A 24,830-nucleotide genomic window follows, 5' to 3' on the forward strand; every position below is an offset into this window, starting at 1 on the left:
TTCAAATTATCGTTCCAAGGAATGACCATATAGTACAGGGAAAATTGTCATTTCCGCCGATTAAATCTTTCGGTCGAAGAGAATGAGGAATCGCTAATACAATTAAAGCGTGAAGCCGGGGCAATTTTACTCAATATTTCCGGAATTCTGCCGAATCATTAGGCAGATCGCTGCGGAAGAATGCATTTGTCTTGACGCGGTCACCGCTCCTCAAAAGGGCAATGGCCTACCGCATGTTCCCCGTGTGCCCGTGCGAGTACCGTCCTGGCTGCGGCCACACCGTCAGGCCGTGGGGCTCCGCTCCGACCGGGATCCTGGTGACCGCGCCGGACGTGGTGTCGAACATGTAAACCTCGCTGTCGAAGCGGCCGGACAGCCATAGCTGCCTGCCGTCGGCGCTGACATTGCCCATGTCGGGGCTGCCGCCGCCCGGAACGGGCCATTGGGCGACGACCGAGCGGGTCGCGAAGTCGATCACCGTCACGCTGCCGGGACCCTTGGCGCGGCCTTGCTCCATCTTGTGCGAGCCGCGATTCGAGACGTAAAGCCGCTTGCCGTCGCGGCTGACGACAAAGCCATGCGTGCCGATGCCGGTGGCGATGAAGCCGATTTCCTTGAAGCTGTCACCGTCGACCAGGAAGACGCCGTCATTCATCATGTCGGCGACGTAGAAGACCTTGCCGCCGGGCGAGAGCCTTATGTCCTGCGGCATGCCCATCCTGGAGAGGTCGAGCCGGCCAAGCACCTTCTGGTTCTTCAGGTCGACCTTGAGCAGCCCGCCGTCGCCGTATTCGCAGGTGAATATGGCGTAGGAGCCGTCGACCGAGAAATCGGCGTGATTGATGCCGGCGCAGTCGGGCGTGGCGATGACCGACTTCAGCGCCATGGTCTGCGGGTCGCGCAGGTCGAGCTGCCGCAAGGCCTCGTCGACGATGATGGCCGAACTGCCGTCGGGCATGAAGTACATGTTGTAGGGATCGTCGACGGGGATCTGCTGGCCGGGCTTGCCGGTCTTCGGATCGACCGGCGTCAGGCTGCCGTTCTTGCCGGTGCCGTTGTTGGCCACCCACAGCGTCGTCAGATCCCAGGACGGGACGACATGCTGCGGCTTGCTGCCGACGCCGAACCTATCCACCACCTTCAGGGTCACCGTGTCGATCACCGAGACGCTGTTCGACGACCGGTTCGGCACATAGACGCGCGGCAACGCACCCGCAGTTGCGGGACTGAGGTCGCCGGCGGCGGTATGGCTGTAGATGTCGACGGGCGGCGGCTCGCTGCAGTCCTCGGGACAGGAGCCGGCGAAAACCTTCGTCGGCAGCAGGGCAAGCAGGAGAACCGGCGCGAGGCCGGCATGACGCAGGAAGGCTCGTATCATCTGGAATGCTTTATCGCGGAGGCCGGCCCGATTTGGCCGCCGGCAGCCATAAACCGTGCGCCGGCGTTCATCTAGCGCCTTTTCAACAGGCTGCGCATGCGGTTGCGCAGGATGCGCGCCATGTTGCGGGTCTCGCGGTAGAGATGGAGTTGCGAGGCCGCCTGGCGGGCGAGGCGGTCGGCGTCGGGCGACAGCCCGAGCACCAGCGTGCCCATCGGCTTGCGCTCCACCCACAGCCGGCTCATCACCGGATGGTCGGGCACGGCGCAGGAATCGGTGACCACGATGTTGGGGTCGTCGAGATTCTGCCTGGTCACCTCGATCATCAGCAGCGTGCCCGGCGAATAGGCCGACAGGGTCTCGTCATAGGCGGTCTTCCAGGTGTAGGCGACACCGCCCTCGACGAAGACGATCAGGCAAGCGATGGTGCGGCCGTCGAGCGTCAGCGAATGGATGCGGCAGAGATCTTGCTCGGCCAGCCGGTGCACGGCCTCGCGGGCGAAGGCGGCGCGGTAGCGGTCGATCGCCATGGCCGTGCGCTCGCGGCCCTTCCAGCCGGCCGCCTCCAGCGTCAGGAAGGCCTCGATGGCATGGCGGATATCGTCCGGACCGCGCGCGACCAGATGTTCGAGCTGGCCGAGGTCGGCAAGGCGGCGCTTCAATCGGCGGAATTCGCGGTAATGGTGCGAGCGCAGAGACGCCTTGAGGTAATCCTCGGCGTCAGCCTCGCTTTCCAGCACCGGACGGTCCATCTTGCCGGTGGTGACCATGGTCAGGCCGCGCGTGTCGGCGAAGGTGGTCAACAGGCTCGCCACCGGTCCGTCCAGCCGGATGTCGGGCAGCACGAAAACCTTCGGCATCTTGAGGTGCGGCCTGGACAGCATCGAGACGAAATCCTCAATGACGCCGACCGGATCGTCGCGGTCGACCAGCGGCGTGCCGAGCGGGCCGAACGGGCTCGACCAGGTGCGCATGACGGGTACGCCGAGCGGGATCGCCGGCCGCTCGACCGAGAACGGCACCAGCAGGCGCAGTCGGTTGCGGTATTCGTCGCCGTCGCGGATCACCGCCAGTTTGACCTCGCGGTCCTCGAGCCTCGGCATGGCCGGTGCCAGGAAGCGCGGGTTGAAGAAGACGTTGGGCTCGAGGGTGCGGGTGCAGAGATAGTCGAGTTCCTCGACCAGGTCGAAGCCGGCGGAAGCCGGATAGATGGCAAGCTTGCGCTCCGGCCGGTTGTTGGCAAGGATCTCGATATGGGCGGGGTCGGCGTCGCGCGCCAGGCCGGCAAGGCCTTGCACCATGGCGCCGGCCGGACCGCCGCTGGTTTCCTCGAGCAACGGGATGGCGGCCATCAGGCGGTCCCTTTCCTGGCGGTCGCAAAGATCAACATGACGATGCCGAGCTTGCGCCAGACGGTGAAGGAGAGCGCGCTGGCCTCGAAGACCATGGCGAGGCTGGTGGCGATCGCCGCGCCCCACAGGTGGAAGAACGGGATCAAGAGCACGTTGAGGCCGATGTTGAAGGCAAGCGTCATGGCGTAGACGCCGGCGCAGATGTTCTGGTTGCCGCTCATGGTGAGCAGGCTCTCGCAGGGGCCGACGGCGGCGCGCGCCACGACGCCGAAGACGAGCAGGAACAAGAGCGGATAGCCGGCGGTGAATTCGGGGCCGAACAGCACCAGCATCGGCTGCCCCAGCGCCAGCACCAGCAGCGCCATCAAGAGCGAGGGCCAAAAGGTCCACGACACCGTCTCGCGGGCGAAGGCGGCAAGCCGCTCCGGCTCGCCATGGGTGAACTGGGCGTAGCGCTGGGCGACGCCGGCCTTGACGGCGAAATAGACGAAATGCACCAGCGCAAGGGTCTTCACGGTGGCGAAATAGACGGCGACGTCATCGGGATCGAGATAGGCGCCGACCATCAGCACGTCGGCATTGGTGAGCAGGAAGAAGAAGCTCTCGACCAGGAAGATCGGCAGCGAGACCATGAACCATTGCGCGAAATGGACCTTCATCGGGCCGGCCGCCAGCTTGCGGTCGATGCGCGCTGTGACGCCCAAGAACTGGCCGAGCGTGGTGGCGTAGGTAGCGGCGATCGAGGCGAAGATCGCGGTCCTGGCATCGGGCGCATAGCCCGCCGCCAGCATCAGCGCCATGAACACCAGGATCAGCACCGGCCGCACCAGATAGGTCGGCGACAGCGCGAACAGCGCCCATGAATTCGCCCGCGCCAGCCCTTGCAGGAGATCGCCCAGCGCGATCATCGGCAGGCAGATGACGCCGAGGATGAACGGCACGACATAGTAGTTCTCGATCCAGGGCGAGAACAGCCAGACGCCGAGCGCGCCGAGGCCGGCGATGGCCGTCGAGGCGACCAGCACGAACAGCCGGCTCGCCATCACGATGCCGCGCAGTTCGGCGAGCAGGCCGCGCTCGCGATATTCGGGGATGAAGCGGATGACGGAGGTGTGGAAGCCGAGGCAGGCGAGGTTGCCGACGATCACCATCGTCACCCAGACCAGCACGAAGATGCCGTATTCGAAGGAGCCCATCCAGCGCGCCATCAGCACCTGGCTGACGAAGGCGATGACGGCGCTGATGATGCGGATGGTGAAGGCGATCAGCGACATGCGGCCGGCCTCGCCGCGCTCGTCGGCGGTGAACAGCACGGCATCGATGCGGCCAAGCAACGGGCTCACGCGCAGCGCCAAGCGCTGCGGCAAAAACCGCCCGGCAGTCGTCGCCGCGGAAAAGCGCACCCCGATTATTCTCCGTTTTCCGCCTCGTTTCCTGCGTTTCGGTCTAGCGAAAACACATTAAGAAACGGTTGGGTGGGCGCTTCCTTCTCCCCCGTCACCATACGGGGAGAAAGTGCCAGCAGGCGATGAGGGGCGGCGAGAGCTTTCGAAGGATTGCCGTGCGGCGAAACCGGAGAAGGCTGAGGCGATAGAAGACATCAGGCGCCGGCGCCGCCCCTCATCCGGCCCTTCGGGCCACCTTCTCCCCGTGAAACGGGGAGAAGGAAGAGGCGCCTCACATTCCCTTCATCGCGTCGCACGACACGTTGGGGTTCATGTCGGCGAAGGTGCCGGTCGGGTTCTGCTTCCAGGCCCAGACATGCAGCTCGTAGAACGCGCCGAGGCCGTAGCGGTTGGGGGCGCTGTTGAAGTTGAACAGCTGACCCTCGAGCGAAGCCGGACCCTTCGCGGTGATGTATTCGACGGCGATCAGCTTCAGCGTGCCGTCGGCCACCGGCTCGTACATCACCGCCTCGGGCCTGGCGAGGTCGACGGCATCGTCCTTCAGGTAAGCGGCGTTGACGTAGTGGATGCCCATGGCGCCGCCGGTGATGCCGCTGGCGCAGGGGATCGGCGCATAGCCCTCGGCTTTCGCCACCGCGACATCCTCGAAGCGGCTGTCGCCCGCCCGCACCTTGTCGGCCAGCGGGTTGGCATTCTCCGCCTGGGCGGCGCTGGCCGCGGCTATCGTCAGGATGCCGATGAGGCCCCTGGTCCAGATCTGAATGGTCATTTCCTTCTCCGTTTCGTCTAGGACGCGAGAGCAGCAATGCCGGCCGGTGGAAGACCGCACCCTGCCGCGCTGTGCATGTCATTGAAGGCGGCGGGATCGAACGATCCCGCCGTGATGGCGGATCACCGCTGGTGCCATCAATATTCCCAGTAGTCGCGCGGCAGCTCGCGCAGTCCGAGCCCGATGTCGCGCCTCAGATGATCGTCCTGCGGCGGCAGGCGCCGGTTTCGCAATGGCGAGAACAGCGCGGACACGATCCGCCATGCGAGACCGCGCCGGGAGGTTGCGCGGCCGGCTGGCGCGATGGGGACTGCCGTTTCGAGATCGAGCAGCCCGGAAAACCGGCCGCCATCATCGCCCCCACCGTCATCGCCCAGGACAATTTCACGCTCATGGTCGGGTCCGCCCTTCCTTGGATCAATGATAAAAGTAGGGGTCCAGGACCCGCACCTCCGTGATCTTGTCGACCGGCAGGGCGTTCTTCTGCGCCGTGCTGCGGATCGCCTCAGGCGAGGGGGCGTCGTAGATGCAGAAGCTGTGCTTCTTGTCCGGCGACACGAAGGACTGCACCCAGGTCACACCCTTTTCGGCATTGCGCATGATGACGCCGCCGAGCGCGGTGGCGCCGGCGTCGTTCATCGGCACGGTGAGCCCGTCGGGGAATGTCCGTTCAACCAGATAGCGAGGCATGGAATGGCTTCCTTCCTGTGAAATGATTCACGCCCGGTTTGAGCGCGATTGGATAAGAACCACGCTCGTTGAAGACGCGCATCGGAACCTTTCCCCATATTTGCCGGGAAGATTCCCTATGTTTTCGACGTTTGGTCTCGGAGCCACACTGCGGATACCGGGGCTGGGTATGCTGGCGGGATGGACCGGGCGGCGACGAGACCATGGGCCAATGACGATGCTTCTGGAGCGGCAGGCGCAACTCGGGCAGCTGGATCAGCTGCTCTCGGAGGCGATGCAGGGTCGCGGCCATGTGGCGGCATTGCTGGGCGAGGCCGGCGCCGGCAAGACGGCGCTCGTCGAGGCTTTCCTCGCGCGCGTCGGGCAAGGCGCGGCCGTTTTCCGCAGCGCCTGCGAGGACCTTTCGATTCCTGATCCGCTCGGGCCCCTCTACGATCTGGCACGTGATGCGCAATGGGCCTTGCCGCGGGCGATCGACGACCGCCAGGGACAGCGGCTGCCGCTGTTTTCAGACGCGCTCGAAGTCTTCGAGGCGAGGTCGCGGCCAGGCTTGCTGATCATCGAGGACATGCACTGGGCCGACGATGCGACGCTCGACTTCGTGCGTTTCCTGGGCCGGCGCCTCGCCAACACGCATATGCTGCTGCTGTTCACGGCGCGCACCGACCGCAGCGAGGGGCAAATGCGCGTGCGCCGCGCGCTGGGCGAGATTCCATCCGGCAATGTCCAGCGCATCGATGTGCCGCTGCTCAGCGAGGCGGCGGTGCTGTCGCTGGCCGATGCCGCGGGCCGCGATGGCGACGCCATCTACCGGGCCACCGCCGGCAATGCCTTCTTCGTCACCGAACTGCTGGCGGCCGAAAACGTGGCGACGCCGCCGGCCAGCGTGCGCGACGCGGTGCTGGCGCGGGCAGAACGCCTGTCGCCCGGCGCGCGCTCGATGCTCGATGCGGTGTCGGTGTTTCCCCGACGCGCCGATGCCTGGGCGCTGCGCGGCCTGTGCGGTGTCGCCAGTGCCGGCCAGCTCGCCGAATGCGTGTCGAACGGCCTGCTCGACGATCTGGGCGACGGCTATGCCTTCCGGCACGATATCGCCCGCCGCGCCATCGAGATGATGCTGACGCCAAGCCACCGGCGCGCATTCAACCAGCGTGCGCTGTCGGCATTGCAGGAAAACGCCGACGTCGCCACCGCAAGGCTGGTGCATCATGCGGTCGAGGCGCAGAACCTGCAGGCGGTGCGCGAGCTTGCCCCGCTGGCGGCGCGCGAGGCCTCGCGCGTCGGCGCGCATCGCGATGCCGCCGGGCATTACGAGGTCGCCCTGCGCTACGCCGACGCCATGTCGATGGAGGACCGCGCCAGGCTCTATGAGGGCTATGCCTTCGAATGTCATCTCATCGGCCGCATCGACGCGGCCATCGAGGCGCAAGGCCATGCGCGCCGGCTGCAGCAGGCCCTGGGCGACAGGCTCAGGGAGGGCGACAGCCTGCGGTGCCTGTCGCGCTTCGCCTATCTCGTCGGCGACCGCGAGCAGGCGGATTTGTTCGGCGCGCAGGCGGTGGAACTGCTGGAAGCGGCGCCCGCCGGACCAGAGCTTGCCATGGCCTATTCCAATCTCTCGCAACTGGCGATGCTGGCCGAGAAACTCGATGAGACGCTGCTGCTCGGCGGCAGGGCGGTCGAGCTGGCGGAGCGGCTGGACAGGCCGGACATCGTCTGCCACGCCCTCAACAATCTGGGTTCGGCCGAACAATGGCTGGATCTGGCCAGCGGCCGGCTGCATCTCGCACGCAGTCTCGAGCTCGCGCTCGAACAGAACTTCCAGGAGCATGCGGCGCGCGCCTTCACCAATTGCGCCTGCATCGAGATGAACCAACTGGACCTCGCCGAGGCGCAGTCCTTTCTCGAGCGCGGCATCGCCTATTGCGTCGAGAACGATTTGGCGACCTGGCGCGACTACATGCGGGGCGTGCAGGCGCAGCTCCTGGTGCGGCGCGGCCTGTGGGACGACGCAGCCACTGTTGCGCATGACGTCATCGACAATGACGCGACGACCGCGCTGGTGCGCTATCCCTCGCTGGTGGCGTTGGCAAAACTGCGCATAAGGCGGGGCGATCCCTCGGCCGAGCCGGTGCTGGAAGAGATGAAGCGGTTCCTCGACAAGGGCATGGAGCTGCAGCGGCTGGCGCCCTACGCGGCGGTGATGGCCGAACGGGCATGGCTCGGTCAAGGCGACAGGCAGGAAGCGCTTGGCTTGATCGAGCTGGCCGACAGCCTGTCGCCGACGCGGGCGGTGTTCGGCGAACTCGCCATCTGGCGGCTGCTCCTGTCACTCGAAAGCGATCCCGGCGACACGGCGGGAATGGCGGGACCGCACCGGATGCTGCTCGCCGGCGAGTGGCGCGGCGCCGCGGCGCTATGGGCCGGGATGGGCGCTCCCTTCGACCGCGCGCTCGCCCTGTTGCATGGCGACGAGCCGGCGTTGCGCGAGGCGCTCGAAATATTGGAGGGTCTTGGCGCGAGGCCGGTGGCGCAGCATGTCCGCGCCCTGATGCGGCGCAGCGGCGTCAGCCATATTGCGAGAGGGCCGCGCCAGGCGACACGCGCCAACAGCGCTGGCCTGACCCAGCGCCAGATGGAGGTGCTGCAGCTGATCGAGCGCGGCTTCTCCAACAAGCGGATAGCCGAGCATCTGACCATCTCGCCGAAGACGGTCGATCACCATGTCTCGGCGGTGCTGGGCAAGCTGGACGCGGTCTCGCGCGGCGAGGCGTCCGCCGCCGCGCGCGCTTCAGGACTGGTGTGATCGCGAACGGCCGCGCTGCCCCTCATCTGGCCTTTCGGGCCACCTTCTCCCCGTGAACGGGGAGAAGGGAAGGTCGCCTTGTTCTGACGCAATTCCGGGCGGAAAACCGCTTCACACTTTTCCTGGAATTGCTCTCAAGCGAACGCGCCGTGGCAGTGCTTGTATTTCTTGCCGGAGCCGCAGGGGCAGGCCTCGTTGCGGCCGATCTTGCCCCAGGTGGCGGGGTTGTTCGGGTCGCGATCCTCCGCCGCGACGATCGCATTGGATTCCTGGCGCACCAGGAGCGCCGTCTCGCCGCCCTGGAAGTCGTCCTCGCCAGTCGTGCCGTCGATATGGCTGCCGAACATGTCAGGGGCCTCGGGCGGCGGCGCTTCGGCGGCCTGGCGGACCAGCTCGACACGCATCAGCTGCGCGGTAACGGCCTGACGCAGATTGCCGAGCATGCCCTGGAACAGCTCGAAGGCTTCGCCCTTGTATTCCTGCAGCGGATCGCGCTGGGCGTAGCCGCGGAAGCCGACCACCGAGCGCAGATGGTCGAGATTGACGATGTGCTCTCGCCAGAGGTGGTCCAGCGTCTGCAGCACCACCGAGCGCTCGACATAGCTCATCACGTCGGGGCCGAAACGCTCGGCGCGTTCCTTGGCGGCCGTCTCGGCGGCGGCGGTGATGCGCTCGCGGATGTCGTCCTCGGCGATGCCTTCTTCCTTGGCCCACTCCTCGACCGGCAGGTCGAGGTTGAGAAACTCGGCCACTTCGGCCTTGAGGCCGGCGACATTCCACTGCTCGGCATAGGCGTTTTCGGGAATGTTCTTGGCGACGATCTCCTCGATGACGCCGTCGCGCATCTCGGCGACCGTTTCCGACAGGCCTTCGCCGTCCATCAGCTCGATGCGCTGCTCGAACACCACCTTGCGCTGGTCGTTGGAGACGTCGTCATATTTCAACAGGTTCTTGCGGATGTCGAAGTTGCGCGCCTCGACCTTCTTCTGCGCCTTCTCCAGCGCCTTATTGATCCAGGGATGGATGATCGCCTCGTCTTCCTTGAGGCCGAGCTTCTGCAGCATGCCGTCCATGCGCTCGGATCCGAAGATACGCATCAGGTCGTCCTGCAGCGACAGGAAGAATTTCGAGCGACCGGGGTCGCCCTGGCGGCCGGAGCGGCCGCGAAGCTGGTTGTCGATGCGGCGCGACTCATGGCGCTCGGTGGCGAGCACGTAGAGGCCGCCGGCGGCGAGCGCCTTTTCCTTCAGGCGGGCGACGTCGTCGCGGATTGCCTTTTCCTTGGCTTCGCGCTCCGGCCCTTCAGGCAGGTCGCCGAGTTCCTCGGCGATGCGCATTTCGGCGTTGCCGCCGAGCTGGATGTCGGTACCGCGGCCGGCCATGTTGGTGGCGATGGTGATGGCGCCGGGCTTGCCGGCCTGGGCGACGATGGCCGCCTCGCGCTCGTGGTGGCGGGCATTGAGCACTTCGAAACTCTTGAAGCCGTCCTTGCGCAGGCGCTCGGCGAGCTGCTCGGATTTCTCGATCGAGGTGGTGCCGACCAGGATCGGCTGACCCTTGTCGCGCGCGTCCTTGATCTCCTTGACGATCGCCTTGTACTTCTCGTCGACGGTCCGGTAGACCTCGTCGTCCTCGTCCTTGCGCACGACCGGCAGGTTGGTCGGGATCTCGGTGACCTCGAGATTGTAGATGTTGCCGAACTCCTCGGCCTCGGTCAGCGCCGTGCCGGTCATGCCGGCGAGCTTGTCGTAGAGGCGGAAATAGTTCTGGAAGGTGACGGAGGCCAGCGTCTGGTTCTCCGGCTGGATCGCCACGTGCTCCTTGGCCTCGAGCGCCTGGTGCAGGCCTTCCGAATAGCGGCGGCCGGGCATCATGCGTCCGGTGAACTCGTCGATGATGACGATCTCGCCGTTGCGCACGATATAGTCCTTGTCGCGCTGGAACAGCTGGTGCGCCTTGAGCGCATTGTTGACATGGTGGACGATGGCGACGTTCTCGACGTCGTAAAGCGACTCGCCCTTAAGAAGGCCGGCGTCGCGCAGCATGTTCTCGAGCTTCTCGGTGCCCTCCTCGGTGAAGATCGAGGTCTTCTGCTTCTCGTCGATCTCGTAGTCGGCCGGGCCGAGCTTGAGCATGAAGGCGTCGATGGTGTTGTACATCTCCGAACGGTCCTCGAGCGGACCGGAGATGATCAGCGGCGTGCGCGCCTCGTCGACCAGGATGGAATCGACTTCGTCGACGATGGCGTAGCTGTGACCGCGCTGCACCATCTGCGCGCGCTCGTATTTCATGTTGTCGCGCAGATAGTCGAAGCCGAGCTCGTTGTTGGTGGCGTAGGTGACGTCGGCGGCGTAGGCGGCGCGCCGCTCCTCGTCGGAGAGGCCGTGGACGATGACGCCGACGGTGAGGCCCAGGAACTTGTAGATGCGGCCCATCCATTCGGAGTCGCGGGTGGCGAGGTAGTCGTTGACGGTGACGACGTGGACGCCCTTGCCGGCGAGCGCATTGAGATAGACGGGCAGGGTGCCGACCAGGGTCTTGCCCTCGCCGGTGCGCATCTCGGCGATGCCGCCATTGTGCAGCACCATGCCGCCGATCAGCTGCACGTCGAAAGGACGCAGGCCGAGCACGCGACGCGCGGCCTCGCGCACAGTGGCGAAGGCCGGGATCAAGAGATCATCGAGCGAGGCGCCATTGGCGATATCCTGGCGGAACTTTTCCGTGCGGCCGCGAAGCTCGGCGTCGGAAAGCGCCCGCATCTCGTTTTCCATGGCATTGATGGCCTCGACCCGCGGCCGGGTCGCCTTCACCCGGCGATCGTTGGAGGAGCCGAAAACCTTACGGGCGAGACCGCCGAGACTGACCATCCAATGGCCCTTTCGATAGCATTCTTAATCGTTGCGACAGGCACCGGGCGGCCCCATCAAATCCGCGTGAAACGCGGACAAACGCAAAAAGCGCCCGGAAAACGGTTCTGGACGCAAAGTCGTTGGACAGATAAGAGGGGGCTCAAACGATGTCAACGCCGCGCTGGTCCTGCCGACCGCGCCAAATTCCGCCACAATCTGGCCGATCTGAAGCCATTCAGCCAAAGCAATCCCCACCGGAGTTAATCTTGATGACCTTATCGTTCCGCCGTGCGTCGCTCGCCAGCCTTGGCCTGGCATTCGGATTGTCGGCTCTGTCGCTGTCGCCGGTGATGGCGCAGGAAACCGCCCCGGCCCAGCCGGCTGCCCCGGCCGCGGCCGCCAAGCCTGTCGATCCGAACGCCGTGGTCGCGACGATCAACGGCCAGCCGCTGACCGAGGCGGACCTTGGGCTCGCGGAAGGCGAGCTGTCGCAGCAGTTCCAGCAACTGCCGCCGGAACAGCGCCGCGCGGCCGCCCTTTCGGCGGCCATAGAGATCCGCGTCATGGCGGCCCAGGCGGTCGCCACCGGCCTCGACAAGGATGCCGACTTCCAGCGCCGCATGGCGTTCCTGCAGCAGCGCGCGCTGCATGGCGAGATGGTCGAGAAGGGCGTCGTCAACAAGGTGACCGACGCCGAGATTCGCGCCCGCTACGACCAGGAGATCGCCAACACGCCGCCGGTCAACGAGGTGCACGCCCGTCACATCCTCGTGAAGACCAAGGAAGAGGCCGAGGCGATCATCAAGCAGCTCGACGGCGGCGCCGATTTCCAGAAGCTTGCCAACGAGCACACCAGCGATCCGAGCGGCAAGTCCAACGGCGGCGATCTCGGCTGGTTCGGACCGGGGCAGATGGTGCCCGAGTTCGACAAGGCGGCGTTCGCGCTCGAGGTCGGCAAATACACCAAGGAGCCGGTGCAGTCGCAGTTCGGCTGGCACGTCATCAAGCTCGAGGACAAGCGCGCCAAGCAGCCGCCGGCCTTCGAGGAGGTCAAGGACCAGGCCAAGCAGGCCGTCATCCGCGACAAGTATTTCGCGCTGGTGAAGCAGCTGCGCGCCGACGCCAAGGTCGAGATCCCCGACGCCAACTTGAAGAAGGCGGTCGAGACGATCGAAAGCGGCAAGTAAGGCCCGCGACAGCTCATCAGTCATGTGAAGGGCGCCGTTAGGCGCCCTTTTCGTTTGAGGATGGAAGCAAGCGTGTCGTGCCGGCAGCCCGAGCCCGGCCGCTCAGCGCTTGGCGGAAATGCCGGAGATCACATAGCGGACGGCAGTGCGCAGCGTCGCCTTGTCCTCGTCGAGCCGGTTGGTAAGAAGGTGCCTCCAGGCATAGGAGGCGATGAGGTCGGCGACGATGCCGGCATCGACTTCGGGCGCGACCTCGCCGCGCGCCTTGGCGCGCTCGATCACCTGGCCGGTGTGGGCGCGGCGTCCGGTCGCGTAGCCGGCGAGGGCCGCCGCAGCGTGGCTATCCGACTGCGCCTCGGCGATCAGCGATCTGAACACATTGCCCGACGCTGTCAGGCGCCAGTGCGCGAACAGGTTCTTCAGGAAACCGACAAGATCGTCCTCGAGATTGCCGGTGTCGGGGACGTCGACCCGCTTCTGCCGCTGGTAGACGTCGAGCAGCAGGGCGGCCTTGCTCGGCCACCAGCGATAGATGGTCGGCTTGCCGGCCCGCGCCCGGCGCGCCACCGCCTCGATCGAGAAGCCGGAATAGCCGGCCTCCGCCAGCACCGCCTCGGCGGCGTCGAGAATGGCGTCGGCGCTGTCGGGATTGCGCCTGGCGCCGATCGATCTGCGCCCGGTTCCGGCGGCCTCGCCCATCTGCCTTGTCCTTGCCGATATGTCTTGCCCGCAGGATACAAGGCTTCTCGGTGAAACGATACGGCCCGTTCCGGGGCCTCCCCAAATGCGCGGCCGTGTAGGCGTGCTGAGCGGGTTGGCGCGGCCGGCAGGAGCGACGAAAACGCCCTTGCGCCGGCGCGTCGTATCGGGCAAACCGGCCTTCCCCAGCGTTTCCGCCGCCCGAGGTCCTCATGTCCGCAACGATTTCGCCGCTCGCGCCGAAGAAATATCCAAAAATGCCCGCGATCGAGGGCGTGCGCATCGCCACCGCCGAGGCGGGGATCAAATACAAGAACCGCACCGACCTTCTGGCCATGGTCTTCGATCCGGGCACCGCCGTCGCCGGGGTGTTCACCAAGTCAAAATGCCCGTCGGCACCGGTCGATTTCTGCCGGCAGAACCTCGGCGCCGGCAAGGCGCGCGTGCTGGTGGTCAATTCCGGCAACGCCAATGCCTTCACCGGCAAGAAGGGCCGCGCGTCAACGGCGCTGACCGGCGAGGCGGCGGCCAAGGCGGCCGGATGCGCCACGAGCGAGGTGTTCCTGGCCTCCACCGGCGTCATCGGCGAGCCGCTCGATACGGCCAGGTTCAGCCATCTGCTCGCCGGGCTGGTCAAGGACGGCAAGCCCGACCTGTGGACCGAGGCGGCCAAGGCCATCATGACGACCGACACCTATCCGAAGGTGGCGACGGCGACGGTGAAGCTTGGCGACGCCGACGTCACGATCAACGGCATCGCCAAGGGCGCCGGCATGATCGCGCCCGACATGGCGACCATGCTCTCCTTCATCGCCACCGACGCGCCGATCGCCGCACCCGTGCTGCAGGATCTGTTGTCGCGCGGCACCGCCAAGACCTTCAACGCGGTCACCGTCGACAGCGACACCTCGACCAGCGACACGCTGCTGCTGTTCGCCACGGGCGCCGCTGCCAAGCGCGGCGCGCCCGCGATCAGCGATGCCAAGGACGCGCGGCTCGGCGCGTTCCGCCGTGCGCTCGGCAAGGTGCTGAAGACGCTGGCGCTCCAGGTGGTGCGCGACGGCGAGGGCGCGCGCAAGCAGGTCGAAGTCACCGTCACCGGCGCCAAGTCGGCCCGTTCGGCCAAGCGCATCGCGCTGTCGATCGCCAATTCGCCGCTGGTCAAGACGGCCGTCGCCGGCGAGGACGCCAATTGGGGCCGCGTCGTCATGGCGGTCGGCAAGGCCGGCGAGCCCGCCGACCGCGACCTTTTGTCGATCTGGTTCGGCGACAACAGGCTGGCGCATGAGGGCGAGCGCGATCCGGCCTATTCCGAGGAAGCGACCTCGGCCTATATGAAGCGCGACGATATCCGCATCCGCGCCGATATCGGCATCGGCCGCGGCAAGGCGACGGTGTGGACGTGCGACCTCACCAAGGAATATGTCGCCATCAACGGCGATTACCGGAGCTGAGGGCGTTGGTGTCCAGACATCCGGCAAGCATGCTCGCGACCGTCCGCCGCTACGAGGCGGCCGGTTTCCGCGCCTGGCCGGCGGCCGCCGTCCATTATGACGGCACCTGGGTGGTACGGCTGACGGCCGGGCATCCGGCCAAGCGGCTGAACTCCGTCAATCCGCTCGACCCCGGCGACACCCAGCACATCGCCGAGCGCATCGGCCGCGCCAGCCGGCGTTTTGACGCCTATGGCCGGCCGCTGACGTTCCGCATATCGCCGCTGTCAGGCCCTGTCCTTTCCAGACATCTCGACAGCGAAGGCTGGAGCAGCTTCGACGAATCCCTGGTGATGCGGCTGCCGCTGGCCGACGCCCGGCTCGACACGGCCATGGACCAGATTCCGCTGAAAGACATCAGCCGCTTCATCGGCGCGTCGCTGAAGGTCAGCGGCTCGGACGTGTCGCTCAGGCCAGGCCTGTCGGAGATCATCGGCGCCATCCAGCCCGAGGCCGGGCTGTTCGCGCTCGAGGACGGCAACGAGCCGCTGGCGACGCTGATCTGCGTCCATGACGGCGACCTCGCCGGATTGTTCGAGATCGCCACCGACAGATCGGTGCGCAACCAAGGCCACGGCCGCAACCTTATCCTGTCGGCGCTGAAATGGGCGCGGCTGCGCGGCGCGCGGGAGGCCTGGCTGCAGGTCGAAGCCGGCAACGCGCCGGCGCTAGGGCTCTACCGCTCGCTGGGCTTCGAGGAAGTCTACCGCTACCACTATCGTCGGCCGCCCGGCGCATGAGCGAGGTCAAGTCAGCCGGCAAGCGCCTGCTTCTCGTCGCCGCCTGCGCGCTGGTCGACGCGGATGGTCGCGTGCTGCTGGCGCAACGGCCCGAAGGCAAGCAACTCGCCGGCCTGTGGGAATTCCCGGGCGGCAAGGTCGAGCCCGGTGAAACACCGGAGGAGTGCCTGATCCGGGAGCTCCAGGAGGAACTCGGCATCGAAACGGACATCCCCTGTCTCGCGCCGCTCACCTTCGCCAGCCACAGCTACGATGATTTTCACCTGCTGATGCCGCTCTTCGTCTGCCGCCGCTTTCGCGGAATCGCGCAGCCAAGGGAAGGGCAGGGGCTGAAATGGGTGCGGCCGCGCCAGATGCGCGACTATCCGATGCCGCCGGCCGACGCGCCGCTGATCCAGTTCCTCATCGACCTCCTGTGAGAGCCTGGGCGCTGGTTTTAGCCAGCGTTAATGGAAGATTTATCCCGGTGTGGAAAATTGAGGCAAAGCCGGGTCCCGGCCGATTCGCGTGGGGAGCGATTGCATGAGCCTCGACAAAGACTGGGACTCGATCCGGCCGGAGCGCGGCTTTCGCGCCGCCGATGCCGGCATGGGCATATTGCGCATCACGCTTCTGTTCGGCTCGGCCGCGGTGGCGCTGGCCTTAATCGCCGCGCCTTTGCTCGACAGCCAGACCCGGTCAGCCCGCGACGGTTTTGCCGGCGTCGACACGATGAGCACCGGTACGATCGGCCATCGCGACACCTATACGCTGCGCCGCAGCGTCTTGCAGCCTCTGCCCAGTTCGGTCTGCGTGATCCGCAGTGACGGCTCGCGCAGCGGGGAGTGTTGATATAGTTAACAAATTTCGCAGAGACGACCCGTTTCACCGCCTGTTAAGCTTTTGCCGTTAACCTTTCTTAACAGGTAGGAGCTATGGTCCTGGCAAGAGGGATCGATGACCATGAAAAAGCTTCTGCAACAGTTCGTCCACGACGAGAGAGGCGCGACAGCCATCGAATATGGCCTGATCGCCGCAGTGCTGTCGCTTGCCATCGTCGGCGGCGTCGGCAGGGCAGCCAATGCGATACAGTGGCTGTTCAGCGACACCAACAGCCAGCTCGTCAACGCCTTCGCCCAGCACTGATCGGTCTCAACGCCACGGCGGGTCTTCCAGGATCGTCTTCAGCGAAACCTTTGCCGAGCCCGGCTTCAGCGGCTTTTGCTGCGAAGCATCGGGCGCCCAGCCTGACAGCCATACAATCGAGAAGCTCGCCCTGATCCGGCCGTCGGGGTCGGAAAACCGTTGCGCGTAGATCTCGGCGGCGCGGGCGAGGAATTTTCGCGTGCCGGGCCGCCGGCTGCGGTCGACGAGCGCGCTGGTCTCGCCCATGGCTCTGAGGTCGGCGACCAGGTCGAACATAGTGTCGTAGCGGACCGTCACCGTCTCGACATCGGCGACCGGCAGCGCCAGGCCGGCGCGCTGCAGCAGCGCGCCGGCGTCGCGGACATCGGTGAAGGGAGTGACGCGCGGGCTGGCGCCGCCGTAGAGCTCGGTCTCGGCGGCGAGCAGGCTCTCGCGCAATTCGGAAAGCGTGCCGGCGCCGGCCAGGGCGCCGAGGAAAAGCCCGTCTGGCCGCAGCGCCCGGCGGATCTGCGCCAGCATGCCGGGAATATCGTTCATCGCCTGCAACGACAGCAGCGAGACAACCAGATCGAGGCTCTCGGCCTCGAACGGCACCGTCTCCAGCGGCGCGACAAGGCCTGCCCTGTCTGCGAGGAAAGCCGCGTCCGCTTCGACGCGCGCGATCTCCGCCGCCTTGCCGCTTTCGGCGAGCACATCCGCTGCCGCCGGCGTCTGGCAAAACAGCGCGGCCGCCTTGCCGAAGCTGCGCTCGACAGCGCCGAGCCGGTCGGCAAGGTCATCGGCTGCCCGCCGCATCAGGAAATCGGCGCCGCCCACGGAGTGGGCCAGGGCGCGGCGCTTGCGCGCCAGCCAGAGCGAGGTGTCGATGATAGGCTGCAACGGGCAGGTTCCTGTTTTCCGCGCTCCGATTATAGTGGAGCGGCGACGAAACCACGTGGCCGATCCAATGCCGAAGATCAAGACCGTTGAACTCGGGACCATCGCGCGGCGGGCACTGGCCTTGCCGGCGCGCATCCTGTTTCCGCCGGTCTGCGCCGGCTGCCGTCGCCATGTCTCGCAGCCCGGCGTGCTGTGCGGGACCTGCTGGCCGAAGCTCAGGCTGCTGGAACGGCCCTGGTGCGCGGTGATGGGCACGCCGTTCACCCATGACATGGGCGAAGGCTTCCTCTCGGCCGAAGCGATCGCCGATCCGCCGCCCTTCGAACGGGCGCGGGCCGCGGTCGTCTATTCCGGCGTGGCGCGCCAGATGGTGCAAGGCTTGAAGTATCAGGACCGCACGGATCTGGCGCCATGGATGGCGCGCTGGATGCTGCGCGCCGGAGCCGAGCTGATCGCGGAGGCCGATCTCGTCGTGCCGGTGCCGTTGCACTGGCGGCGCTTCTTCAGGCGGCAGTTCAACCAGTCGGCCGAGCTGGCCAGGGCGGTATCGCACCTCAGCGGCCTGCCTTTCTCGCCTTCGGCTGTGAGGCGCGTGAAGCTCACCCGCCAGCAGGTCGGGCTGGAGCGGCAGGACCGCGAGGACAATGTGCGCGCCGCCTTCCGCGTGCCGACCGAGGCGGAGATCGAGATCGCCGGCCGCCGGGTGCTGTTGATCGACGATGTCTACACCACCGGCGCGACAGTGAGGTCGGTGGCCAAGGCGCTGAAGAAGGGCGGCGCCGGAGCCGTCGACGTGCTGACCTTCGCGCGCGTTTTGCCGGGGGACTTTCGGGCCGACGAGTCCGCGACTATATAAAGCGAGAATTGTTGTTTTCGTGCATGTCGTTATCCCGGAAGCGCCACGCGCCTCCAGGCGCGCATGCAGAGGCAGGATTGCTGACTGATGATCGATGTGACGATCTATACCCGGATGATGTGCGGCTATTGCACCGCAGCCAAGCGGCTCCTCGACCGCAAGGGCGTCGCCTATACCGAGCATGATGCTTCCTTCTCGCCGGAACTGCGCCAGGAGATGATTTCCCGGGCGCATGGCCGCACCACGTTTCCGCAGATTTTCATCGGCGACACGCATGTCGGCGGCTCCGACGACCTCCATGATCTGGAGGCGGAGGGCCGGCTCGATGTGTTGCTTGCCAACGGTTCGAGGGCTTGACCATGGGTGTTTTCAAGGCAGCGGCGGTGCAGATGCGTTCGGGCGAGAGCCCGGAGCGCAACGCGGTCGATCTGGAGCGCCTGGTGCGCGAGGCGGCAGGCCTTGGCGCCAGCTATGTCCAGACCCCTGAGATGACCGGCGCGCTGGTGCGCGACAAGGAGGCGCGTGCCGCTTCCTTCACCTCCGAGGACAAGGACATCATCGTCTCGACCGCCAGGAAGCTGGCCAGGGAACTCGGCATTTTCCTGCATATCGGCTCGACCGCCATCCTGCGCGCCGACGGCAAGCTGGCAAACCGCGCCCTGCTGTTCGCGCCGGATGGGGCGACGATAGCCAGCTACGACAAGATCCACATGTTCGACGTCGATCTCGACAATGGCGAGAGTTGGCGCGAATCCGCCGCTTACGAGCCGGGCACCGAAGCTGTCGTCGCCGAGATCGGCGGCGCGAAGCTCGGCTTTGCCGTCTGCTACGATTTGCGCTTCCCGCAGCTCTTCCGCGCCGAGGCGCTGGCCGGCGCCGACTTGTTGTCGGTGCCCGCCGCTTTCACCCGGCAGACCGGCGAGGCGCATTGGCATGTGCTGCTTCGCGCGCGCGCCATCGAGAATGGCGCCTATGTGATTGCCGCTGCTCAGGGCGGATTGCACGAGGACGGTCGCGAGACCTATGGCCATTCGCTGATCGTCGACCCGTGGGGCCGCATTGTCGCGGAAGCGGCGCACGACCAGCCGGCGGTGATCGTCGCCGAGATCGACCCGGCGCAGTCGCTTGCCGCGCGCAGGAAGATCCCCAATCTCAAGAATGCGCGCGAGTTCTCGGTCAATGCCGGCGAGGCGCCCCGCCTCAGGGGTGCCGCCTCTTGATCCGTTTCTCCCTGATCTGCGAGCATGAGCACGAATTCGAGGCGTGGTTCCGGAGCAACGACGATTTCGACACCCAGAAGAAGCGCGGGTTCGTCGACTGCCCGAACTGCGGCTCGCACAAGGTCGACAAGGCGCTGATGGCGCCGGCCGTCTCGACCGGGCGCAAGCAGGAAAAGATCGCGCTCGCCATGGGCGAGGCGCAGAAGCAGGCGTTGGCGCAGTTGAAGGCAATGGCCGAGAAGGTGCGCGAGAATGCCGACTATGTCGGCGACAAATTCGCCGAGGAAGCGCGCAAGATCCATTTCGGCGAGACCGATCCGCGCGGCATCTATGGCGAGGCGACGGTCGACGAGGCAAAGAGTCTGGTCGAGGATGGCGTCGAGTTCATGCCGATCCCCAGCTTTCCCGACGACCGCAACTGAGCATTCAGCTCAGGCTTCCGATCAGCTTTCCAAGCAGACTGGCCAGTGTCTCCCGCTCTGGCGCGGTCAGTCCGGCGAGGATTTCATGTTCGTTGGCGACATGGGCGGCGAGTGCCTCGTCGGTCAAGGCCAAACCCTTTTCGGTCAACCGCACCACCACGCCGCGGCGGTCGCTTGGATGCGGCGCGCGTTCGATCAAACCGGCCTTCTCCAACCGGTCCAGCCGGGCGGTCATGGCGCCCGAGGTCACCATCGTCGCCTCGTAGAGATCGGTCGGCGTCAAGGCGTAGGGCGTGCCGGAACGGCGCAGGGTCGCCAGCACGTCGAACTCGCCTTGCTGCAATCCGAAGCGAGCAAACAGCGGCGCCAGGCGCTCGCGCGAGATCAGCGAGGCGGCTTCGTTCAGCCGTCCGATCACGGCCATAGGCGAGACGTCCAGATCCGGCCGTTCCCTTTGCCACTGCTCGATCGCCCTTGCCGCCCGATCCATCTATCTCACCGAAAAGTATCTTGACATAAAGAATCTTTGCACTATGTTATCGCAAAACACAATAGCGGCCAAGCGCTGCGATTGAACGACGGGACCATCCGATGAAAATTCTCTGGGATTCGGCGGCCGGCCTGTTGGTCGTCACCGGCGGCCTGCTCGGCCTGACGCTGCCGTTCGGCAAACTGGCGACGGCGGCCGGCGTTCCGGCCATGGTCTGGGCTTTCGTCATCTCGCTCGGCGCCGGCGGCGTGCTGTTGCTGGCGCTTCTGCTGCGCGGCGAACGCATCCGGTTGACGGCGCACAAATTACGCTATTTCTTCGTCACCGCCGCCGTGTCCTATGCGGTCCCCAATTTGCTGATGTTCTCGGCCATCCCGCATCTGGGAGCCGGTTACACCGGCATCATGTTCACGCTCTCGCCCGTCGTCACGCTGGTGTTCTCGATCCTGCTCGGCGTCAGGCGGCCAAACCTGCTCGGTGTCGTCGGCATCGCGGTCGGCTTCGTCGGCGCGGTGATGGTGGCGGTCACGCGCGGCGAGGCCGGCCAGCCGGCCGAGTTCTTCTGGGTGGCGGTCGGTTTGCTGATCCCGGTCAGCCTCGCTGCCGGCAACATCTACCGCACCGTCGACTGGCCCGAAGACACCGGTCCGATCGAGCTTGCCGTCGGCAGCCATCTGGCCTCGGCGACCCTGCTTCTGATCGGCATTCTGACGCTATTCGGCTGGCAGGCATTCGCTCCGCTCGGCAGCGTGCCGCTGGTGGTCGCCGGACAGGTGGCGTCGGCCTCGGCGATGTTTGCCTTCTTCTTCCGGCTGCAAGCGGTCGGCGGTCCGGTCTATCTCAGCCAGATCGGCTATGTCGCGGCCGCGGTCGGCCTGTTTGCCGGCACGGTTTTCCTTGGTGAGCACTATCAGTTGCTGACGTGGATGGGTGCGGTGATCATCACGATCGGCGTGTTCATCACCACAAAGGCGCAGAACCAGACGAGCTTGAAGATGCGGAGCCAGGCAGCCTGACAGGGCGAGGTCAGACCGAGGCTTTTTCGGCCAAGACCATGTAGTTGACGTCCATGTCCTTCGACCGCTGCCAGCGGTCGGCCAGCGGATGGTAGACGACGCCGGTGCGATCGATGATGGTCAGGCTGGCCGCGCCGAGGGCTTTTTCCAGTTCCTCCGGCCGTACCAGCTTGCCGAACTGGTGGGTGCCGCGCGGCAGCCAGCGCAGCACATATTCGGCGCCGATGATGGCGAGGCCGAGCGCCTTCAGCGTGCGGTTGATGGTGGCGACGAACATGATGCCGCCGGGTTTGACCATCTGGCCGCATTTGGCCACGAACAGGTCGATGTCGGCGACATGCTCGACCACTTCCATGTTGAGGATGACGTCGAATGTCTCGCCGGCGTCGGCGAGGTCCTCAGCCGTGGTGGCGCGGTAATCGACGCTGACGCCGACCTCGGCCGCGTGCAGCTTCGCCACTTCGATGTTGGTGGCGGAGGCATCGGCGCCGACCACTTCGGCTCCGAGCCGCGCCATCGGCTCGCACAGCAGACCGCCGCCGCAGCCGATGTCGAGGAAGCGCAGGCCTTCGAACGGTCTGGCCGCGCGCGGATCGCGGCCGAAGCGCGCCGCCACCTGGTCGCGGATATAGGCAAGCCGCACCGGATTGAACTTGTGCAACGGCCGGAACTTGCCGTTGGGGTTCCACCATTCGGCGGCCAGCGCGGAAAAGCGTTCCACTTCTCCGGCATCGATCGTCGACCGTCGGGGCTCTGGCATGGGCGGATCTCCTGACGCATGACCCCGAAAATCGCTTTCGATTTTCGGAAAGGATCATGCGTAAAATCAAAGTGCTAGGAAGTCGGTTGCCTGGCCGCGAATGTCAAGGCGGCTTTTTTCGACTGCTGCCACGAGCGAACAGCGAGCCTGCGCGCGCCGGCGGTCGGGCGGAGGCGTTCTGTCAGCACATGGCAGTTTCGTCGGCCCGCAACGGCAACGGCATTGCCCTGACGGACGAATGATGAGGCATGATGTTTCAAACAGGAGCGTGATCATGCGCCCGCACTCTTCGATCCTATGGCGGCGGCTCGACCTGGAAGGGCACGATGCCTGCCTGCTTTCCGATGCGGGCGACGGTTGGAAACTCAGGGGCCATGCGCTCTTCGTCCATGACGACAAGCCATGCAGCCTCGCCTATGAAGCCGACTGCGATTCCGGCTGGCGGACGCGCTCGGCGTGCGTCGACGGTTTTTGTCGGCGCGGAAACCCTGCACTTTGAGATCGAGCGGCTTGCCGATGGCGGCTGGACGCTGAACGGCGCCGGCCAGGCGGAGGTCGCCGGGCTGATCGACGTCGATCTCGGCTTCACGCCCGCCACGAACCTCCTGGCGATCCGCCGCTTCGACCTCGGAGTCGGCATGTCGACGCCCGCGCCGGCCGCCTATCTGGCCTTTCCCGAACTCAGGCTGATGCGCCTCGAGCAGAGCTACCGGCGGCTCGACGATACTCGTTACGGCTATGATGCGCCGATGTTCGGCTACAACGCGATCCTGGAAGTTTCACCGGCTGGTTTCGTCCTCGATTACCCAGGCCTGTGGCGAAGCGCGGCGCGGCTGGAATGAGGATCGGCGTCCCAGCACGCCAGGAATCCGCCGGCAGCGGGATCAAGGTCAGACGGCGAGCGCCACCGCCAGATGCTTCATGTCGACGCTGGCGGGATCGATGGCCCGCATCGCCTGGCAATCGCCGATCTCGGCCATGATCCGACCGGCGGCGGCAAGCGCCTGCTCGCGGCTCTGCCAGCGCACCAGATCGACCCAGCCGCCGTCGTCCTGCCTGGCCAGGCAGCGGCTGAGGAAACCGGGCTGCCGCGCCAGCCAGTCGCTGAGCAGGCCGTTGCCGGCGACAAAGCCTGCTTCGGTTCCGGGCTTCAGCCGGAAGGTGACGATTTCCAGGGTCTCGGCCATCTATCCTCCTCGTTGTCGGGCTTCCAGGCTCATCTATCGCATGACCTGGTGCTCAAATCTGTCAGCAACCCCGATATTTTCAGCGCGAATCGTTGTTGCGCGCCATCGCTTGCGAAATCCTGATCATTTGGCTAAGGAGGCCGCGCATTCAGCACCCGGCCTTGGCCGGCGTGTTTTTCGGCCCCACGGCCCAGCATCCAGTCAAAGGCATTTCGTTTCCATGGCGCGCATCGTGATGAAATTCGGCGGAACCTCCGTCGCCGACATCGCCCGCATCCGCAACGTGGCGCGCCATGTCAAACGCGAGGTCGACGCCGGCCATGAGGTCGCGGTCGTGGTCTCGGCGATGGCCGGCAAGACCAATGAACTGGTCGGCTGGACGCGCGAGGCCTCGCCGATGCACGACGCGCGCGAATATGACGCCGTGGTCGCCTCCGGCGAGCAGGTCACGGCCGGTCTCCTGGCGATCACGCTGCAGAACATGGGCGTTCATGCCCGCTCCTGGCAGGGCTGGCAGATCCCGATCAAGACCGACAACGCGCATGGCGCGGCGCGCATTCTCGACATCGACGGCGGCTTCCTGATCAAGCGCTTCGGCGAGGGCCAGGTGGCCGTCATCGCCGGGTTCCAGGGCATCGGCCCGGACAACCGCATCGCAACGCTCGGCCGCGGCGGCTCCGACACCAGCGCCGTGGCGATCGCGGCGGCGGTCAAGGCCGACCGCTGCGACATCTATACCGATGTCGACGGCGTCTACACCACCGATCCGCGCATCGAGCCGAAGGCGCGGCGGCTGGCCAAGATTTCCTTCGAGGAAATGCTCGAAATGGCCTCGCTCGGCGCCAAGGTGCTGCAGGTGCGCTCGGTCGAGCTTGCCATGGTGCACAGGGTGCGTACCTTCGTGCGGTCGTCCTTCGACGATCCCGACGCGCCCGGAATGGGGGATTTGCTCAATCCGCCCGGAACGCTTATTTGCGACGAGGAAGAGATCGTGGAACAGCAGGTCGTCACCGGAATTGCCTACGCCAAGGACGAGGCGCAGATTTCGCTGCGCCGCGTCGGCGATCGTCCCGGCGTTGCCGCCGGCATCTTCGGGCCGCTGGCCGAAGCCAACATCAATGTCGACATGATCGTCCAGAACATCTCCGAGGACGGCAAGTTCACCGACATGACCTTCACGGTGCCGTCGGGCGACGTCGACAAGGCGCTTGCGGTGCTGGAGCGCCTGAAAGCCGATGTCGGCTATGACGTGGTGCAGTCGGAAGCCGGCATGTCGAAGGTGTCGGTCATCGGCATCGGCATGCGCAGCCACGCGGGTGTCGCCGCCACCGCCTTCAAGGCGCTGGCCGACAAGGCGATCAATATCCGGGCCATCACCACTTCCGAGATCAAGATTTCGATACTGATCGACGGTCCGTATACCGAATTGGCGGTTCGCACTTTGCATTCCGTCTACGGTCTGGATAAGCAATAGCAAGACTGAATCAGTTGTTGCGTGAGTGCCGG

27 protein-coding genes are annotated in these 24,830 nt (G+C 65.8%); 16 read left to right on the forward strand and 11 right to left on the reverse strand.

The window, feature by feature from the left end; translation table 11 throughout:
* Positions 1-226 precede the first annotated feature (226 nt).
* The 5 genes from EN846_RS26300 to EN846_RS26320 form a co-directional block, all read right to left on the reverse strand.
* Positions 227-1,378, reverse strand: coding sequence for a YncE family protein (locus EN846_RS26300; RefSeq protein WP_127392137.1), 1,152 nt, complete (start codon positions 1,376-1,378; stop codon positions 227-229).
* Between the two features lie 71 nt (positions 1,379-1,449).
* Positions 1,450-2,730 (reverse strand): GNAT family N-acetyltransferase, encoded by a 1,281-nt coding sequence (locus tag EN846_RS26305; protein WP_127392138.1) that lies wholly within the window; start codon positions 2,728-2,730, stop codon positions 1,450-1,452.
* Positions 2,730-4,133 carry a lipopolysaccharide biosynthesis protein gene (locus EN846_RS26310; protein ID WP_127392139.1) on the reverse strand — a complete coding sequence of 468 codons (1,404 nt, stop codon included), beginning with the start codon at positions 4,131-4,133 and terminating at the stop codon, positions 2,730-2,732. Before EN846_RS26310 ends, EN846_RS26305 begins: the two co-directional genes overlap by 1 nt.
* A 274-nt stretch (positions 4,134-4,407) precedes the next feature.
* Entirely contained in the window at positions 4,408-4,905 is a 498-nt protein-coding gene (locus tag EN846_RS26315) for a hypothetical protein (RefSeq protein ID WP_127392140.1), read from the reverse strand.
* 417 nt (positions 4,906-5,322) lie between these two features.
* Positions 5,323-5,595 carry a DUF4242 domain-containing protein gene (locus EN846_RS26320; RefSeq protein WP_127392141.1) on the reverse strand — a complete coding sequence of 91 codons (273 nt, stop codon included), beginning with the start codon at positions 5,593-5,595 and terminating at the stop codon, positions 5,323-5,325.
* 217 nt (positions 5,596-5,812) lie between these two features.
* Here EN846_RS26320 and EN846_RS26325 point away from each other — a divergent pair, with 217 nt between their 5' ends.
* On the forward strand, positions 5,813-8,401 hold the full coding sequence (locus EN846_RS26325) for an AAA family ATPase (RefSeq protein WP_127392144.1): 2,589 nt from the start codon (positions 5,813-5,815) through the stop codon (positions 8,399-8,401).
* A 134-nt stretch (positions 8,402-8,535) separates the two neighbouring features.
* Here the strand turns inward: EN846_RS26325 and secA are convergent, their stop codons facing one another.
* Positions 8,536-11,268 carry a preprotein translocase subunit SecA gene (gene secA, locus EN846_RS26330; protein WP_127392142.1) on the reverse strand — a complete coding sequence of 911 codons (2,733 nt, stop codon included), beginning with the start codon at positions 11,266-11,268 and terminating at the stop codon, positions 8,536-8,538.
* A gap of 251 nt (positions 11,269-11,519) precedes the next feature.
* Between secA and EN846_RS26335 the strand changes: the two genes are divergently transcribed.
* Positions 11,520-12,437: a peptidylprolyl isomerase gene (locus EN846_RS26335; protein WP_127392145.1), complete on the forward strand. Its 918-nt coding sequence runs from the start codon at positions 11,520-11,522 to the stop codon at positions 12,435-12,437.
* Positions 12,438-12,539: 102 nt separating this feature from the next.
* On the opposite strand, the gene EN846_RS26340 is transcribed toward EN846_RS26335, so the two are convergent.
* Positions 12,540-13,136 carry a TetR/AcrR family transcriptional regulator gene (locus tag EN846_RS26340; protein WP_127392143.1) on the reverse strand — a complete coding sequence of 199 codons (597 nt, stop codon included), beginning with the start codon at positions 13,134-13,136 and terminating at the stop codon, positions 12,540-12,542.
* A 212-nt stretch (positions 13,137-13,348) separates the two neighbouring features.
* On the opposite strand from EN846_RS26340, the gene argJ reads away from it, so the two are divergent.
* The 5 genes from argJ (at position 13,349) to EN846_RS26365 (ending at position 16,494) form a co-directional block, all read left to right on the forward strand.
* Positions 13,349-14,590, forward strand: coding sequence for a bifunctional glutamate N-acetyltransferase/amino-acid acetyltransferase ArgJ (gene argJ, locus EN846_RS26345; RefSeq protein WP_128346444.1), 1,242 nt, complete (start codon positions 13,349-13,351; stop codon positions 14,588-14,590).
* 29 nt (positions 14,591-14,619) lie between these two features.
* A complete protein-coding gene (locus EN846_RS26350; protein WP_127393324.1) occupies positions 14,620-15,369 on the forward strand; it encodes a GNAT family N-acetyltransferase in 750 nt (249 codons plus the stop codon).
* Positions 15,366-15,788, forward strand: coding sequence for a (deoxy)nucleoside triphosphate pyrophosphohydrolase (locus EN846_RS26355; RefSeq protein WP_127393323.1), 423 nt, complete (start codon positions 15,366-15,368; stop codon positions 15,786-15,788). Before EN846_RS26350 ends, EN846_RS26355 begins: the two co-directional genes overlap by 4 nt.
* Before the next feature lie 103 nt (positions 15,789-15,891).
* A complete protein-coding gene (locus tag EN846_RS26360; protein WP_127285210.1) occupies positions 15,892-16,200 on the forward strand; it encodes a hypothetical protein in 309 nt (102 codons plus the stop codon).
* A gap of 105 nt (positions 16,201-16,305) precedes the next feature.
* Complete coding sequence (locus tag EN846_RS26365; protein WP_127309173.1) at positions 16,306-16,494, forward strand: Flp family type IVb pilin; 189 nt, start codon at positions 16,306-16,308, stop codon at positions 16,492-16,494.
* Positions 16,495-16,500: 6 nt separating this feature from the next.
* Here the strand turns inward: EN846_RS26365 and EN846_RS26370 are convergent, their stop codons facing one another.
* Positions 16,501-17,373, reverse strand: coding sequence for a methyltransferase domain-containing protein (locus tag EN846_RS26370; protein WP_135913972.1), 873 nt, complete (start codon positions 17,371-17,373; stop codon positions 16,501-16,503).
* Positions 17,374-17,428: 55 nt separating this feature from the next.
* Here EN846_RS26370 and EN846_RS26375 point away from each other — a divergent pair, with 55 nt between their 5' ends.
* The 4 genes from EN846_RS26375 to EN846_RS26390 all read left to right on the forward strand — a co-directional run bounded on the left by EN846_RS26375 (position 17,429) and on the right by EN846_RS26390 (position 19,871).
* Positions 17,429-18,229 (forward strand): ComF family protein, encoded by an 801-nt coding sequence (locus EN846_RS26375; RefSeq protein ID WP_127393321.1) that lies wholly within the window; start codon positions 17,429-17,431, stop codon positions 18,227-18,229.
* Between the two features lie 87 nt (positions 18,230-18,316).
* Positions 18,317-18,586 carry a glutaredoxin 3 gene (gene grxC / locus EN846_RS26380; RefSeq protein WP_127286042.1) on the forward strand — a complete coding sequence of 90 codons (270 nt, stop codon included), beginning with the start codon at positions 18,317-18,319 and terminating at the stop codon, positions 18,584-18,586.
* Positions 18,587-18,588: 2 nt separating this feature from the next.
* A complete protein-coding gene (locus EN846_RS26385) occupies positions 18,589-19,449 on the forward strand; it encodes a carbon-nitrogen hydrolase family protein (protein ID WP_127393320.1) in 861 nt (286 codons plus the stop codon).
* Positions 19,446-19,871: a DUF1178 family protein gene (locus EN846_RS26390; RefSeq protein WP_127393319.1), complete on the forward strand. Its 426-nt coding sequence runs from the start codon at positions 19,446-19,448 to the stop codon at positions 19,869-19,871. The genes EN846_RS26385 and EN846_RS26390 overlap by 4 nt, the downstream gene beginning before the upstream one ends.
* Positions 19,872-19,875: 4 nt before the next feature.
* Here the strand turns inward: EN846_RS26390 and EN846_RS26395 are convergent, their stop codons facing one another.
* Positions 19,876-20,361, reverse strand: coding sequence for a MarR family transcriptional regulator (locus EN846_RS26395; protein ID WP_128346959.1), 486 nt, complete (start codon positions 20,359-20,361; stop codon positions 19,876-19,878).
* 101 nt (positions 20,362-20,462) lie between these two features.
* Between EN846_RS26395 and EN846_RS26400 the strand changes: the two genes are divergently transcribed.
* The gene (locus EN846_RS26400; protein WP_128346958.1) at positions 20,463-21,377 is read left to right on the forward strand and encodes a DMT family transporter; all 915 of its coding nucleotides are present in this window, start codon (positions 20,463-20,465) and stop codon (positions 21,375-21,377) included.
* A 10-nt stretch (positions 21,378-21,387) separates the two neighbouring features.
* Here EN846_RS26400 and ubiG read toward each other — a convergent pair whose 3' ends face one another.
* On the reverse strand, positions 21,388-22,137 hold the full coding sequence (gene ubiG / locus EN846_RS26405; RefSeq protein WP_127286047.1) for a bifunctional 2-polyprenyl-6-hydroxyphenol methylase/3-demethylubiquinol 3-O-methyltransferase UbiG: 750 nt from the start codon (positions 22,135-22,137) through the stop codon (positions 21,388-21,390).
* A gap of 56 nt (positions 22,138-22,193) precedes the next feature.
* Between ubiG and EN846_RS26410 the strand changes: the two genes are divergently transcribed.
* From EN846_RS26410 to EN846_RS26415, 3 genes are read left to right on the forward strand one after another with little or no spacing between them, the layout of a single operon-like run.
* Entirely contained in the window at positions 22,194-22,379 is a 186-nt protein-coding gene (locus EN846_RS26410) for a hypothetical protein (protein WP_127286048.1), read from the forward strand.
* A gap of 32 nt (positions 22,380-22,411) precedes the next feature.
* A complete protein-coding gene (locus EN846_RS36440; protein ID WP_245500146.1) occupies positions 22,412-22,636 on the forward strand; it encodes a putative glycolipid-binding domain-containing protein in 225 nt (74 codons plus the stop codon).
* Positions 22,554-22,979: a putative glycolipid-binding domain-containing protein gene (locus tag EN846_RS26415; protein WP_245509046.1), complete on the forward strand. Its 426-nt coding sequence runs from the start codon at positions 22,554-22,556 to the stop codon at positions 22,977-22,979. The genes EN846_RS36440 and EN846_RS26415 overlap by 83 nt, the downstream gene beginning before the upstream one ends.
* A gap of 48 nt (positions 22,980-23,027) precedes the next feature.
* Here EN846_RS26415 and EN846_RS26420 read toward each other — a convergent pair whose 3' ends face one another.
* Complete coding sequence (locus tag EN846_RS26420; RefSeq protein ID WP_127309170.1) at positions 23,028-23,324, reverse strand: hypothetical protein; 297 nt, start codon at positions 23,322-23,324, stop codon at positions 23,028-23,030.
* Positions 23,325-23,544: 220 nt separating this feature from the next.
* Between EN846_RS26420 and EN846_RS26425 the strand changes: the two genes are divergently transcribed.
* Positions 23,545-24,798 (forward strand): aspartate kinase, encoded by a 1,254-nt coding sequence (locus EN846_RS26425; protein WP_127286051.1) that lies wholly within the window; start codon positions 23,545-23,547, stop codon positions 24,796-24,798.
* The last annotated feature ends 32 nt before the right edge of the window (positions 24,799-24,830 follow it).

This window comes from Mesorhizobium sp. M4B.F.Ca.ET.203.01.1.1, from assembly GCF_004791025.1.
GTDB lineage: Bacteria > Pseudomonadota > Alphaproteobacteria > Rhizobiales > Rhizobiaceae > Mesorhizobium > Mesorhizobium abyssinicae.

What these genes read in the sequence shown, in the direction of transcription:
- EN846_RS26300 (WP_127392137.1), bottom strand. Translation starts at nt 1,378, where the DNA reads ATGATACGAGCCTTCCTGCGTCATGCCGGCCTCGCGCCGGTTCTCCTG.
- EN846_RS26305 (WP_127392138.1), bottom strand. Translation starts at nt 2,730, where the DNA reads ATGGCCGCCATCCCGTTGCTCGAGGAAACCAGCGGCGGTCCGGCCGGC.
- EN846_RS26315 (WP_127392140.1), bottom strand. Translation starts at nt 4,905, where the DNA reads ATGACCATTCAGATCTGGACCAGGGGCCTCATCGGCATCCTGACGATA.
- EN846_RS26320 (WP_127392141.1), bottom strand. Translation starts at nt 5,595, where the DNA reads ATGCCTCGCTATCTGGTTGAACGGACATTCCCCGACGGGCTCACCGTG.
- EN846_RS26325 (WP_127392144.1), top strand. Translation starts at nt 5,813, where the DNA reads ATGCTTCTGGAGCGGCAGGCGCAACTCGGGCAGCTGGATCAGCTGCTC.
- secA (WP_127392142.1), bottom strand. Translation starts at nt 11,268, where the DNA reads ATGGTCAGTCTCGGCGGTCTCGCCCGTAAGGTTTTCGGCTCCTCCAAC.
- EN846_RS26335 (WP_127392145.1), top strand. Translation starts at nt 11,520, where the DNA reads ATGACCTTATCGTTCCGCCGTGCGTCGCTCGCCAGCCTTGGCCTGGCA.
- EN846_RS26340 (WP_127392143.1), bottom strand. Translation starts at nt 13,136, where the DNA reads ATGGGCGAGGCCGCCGGAACCGGGCGCAGATCGATCGGCGCCAGGCGC.
- argJ (WP_128346444.1), top strand. Translation starts at nt 13,349, where the DNA reads ATGTCCGCAACGATTTCGCCGCTCGCGCCGAAGAAATATCCAAAAATG.
- EN846_RS26350 (WP_127393324.1), top strand. Translation starts at nt 14,620, where the DNA reads ATGCTCGCGACCGTCCGCCGCTACGAGGCGGCCGGTTTCCGCGCCTGG.
- EN846_RS26355 (WP_127393323.1), top strand. Translation starts at nt 15,366, where the DNA reads ATGAGCGAGGTCAAGTCAGCCGGCAAGCGCCTGCTTCTCGTCGCCGCC.
- EN846_RS26360 (WP_127285210.1), top strand. Translation starts at nt 15,892, where the DNA reads ATGAGCCTCGACAAAGACTGGGACTCGATCCGGCCGGAGCGCGGCTTT.
- EN846_RS26365 (WP_127309173.1), top strand. Translation starts at nt 16,306, where the DNA reads ATGACCATGAAAAAGCTTCTGCAACAGTTCGTCCACGACGAGAGAGGC.
- grxC (WP_127286042.1), top strand. Translation starts at nt 18,317, where the DNA reads ATGATCGATGTGACGATCTATACCCGGATGATGTGCGGCTATTGCACC.
- EN846_RS26385 (WP_127393320.1), top strand. Translation starts at nt 18,589, where the DNA reads ATGGGTGTTTTCAAGGCAGCGGCGGTGCAGATGCGTTCGGGCGAGAGC.
- EN846_RS26395 (WP_128346959.1), bottom strand. Translation starts at nt 20,361, where the DNA reads ATGGATCGGGCGGCAAGGGCGATCGAGCAGTGGCAAAGGGAACGGCCG.
- EN846_RS26400 (WP_128346958.1), top strand. Translation starts at nt 20,463, where the DNA reads ATGAAAATTCTCTGGGATTCGGCGGCCGGCCTGTTGGTCGTCACCGGC.
- ubiG (WP_127286047.1), bottom strand. Translation starts at nt 22,137, where the DNA reads ATGCCAGAGCCCCGACGGTCGACGATCGATGCCGGAGAAGTGGAACGC.
- EN846_RS26410 (WP_127286048.1), top strand. Translation starts at nt 22,194, where the DNA reads ATGCGTAAAATCAAAGTGCTAGGAAGTCGGTTGCCTGGCCGCGAATGT.
- EN846_RS36440 (WP_245500146.1), top strand. Translation starts at nt 22,412, where the DNA reads ATGCGCCCGCACTCTTCGATCCTATGGCGGCGGCTCGACCTGGAAGGG.
- EN846_RS26415 (WP_245509046.1), top strand. Translation starts at nt 22,554, where the DNA reads ATGAAGCCGACTGCGATTCCGGCTGGCGGACGCGCTCGGCGTGCGTCG.
- EN846_RS26420 (WP_127309170.1), bottom strand. Translation starts at nt 23,324, where the DNA reads ATGGCCGAGACCCTGGAAATCGTCACCTTCCGGCTGAAGCCCGGAACC.
- EN846_RS26425 (WP_127286051.1), top strand. Translation starts at nt 23,545, where the DNA reads ATGGCGCGCATCGTGATGAAATTCGGCGGAACCTCCGTCGCCGACATC.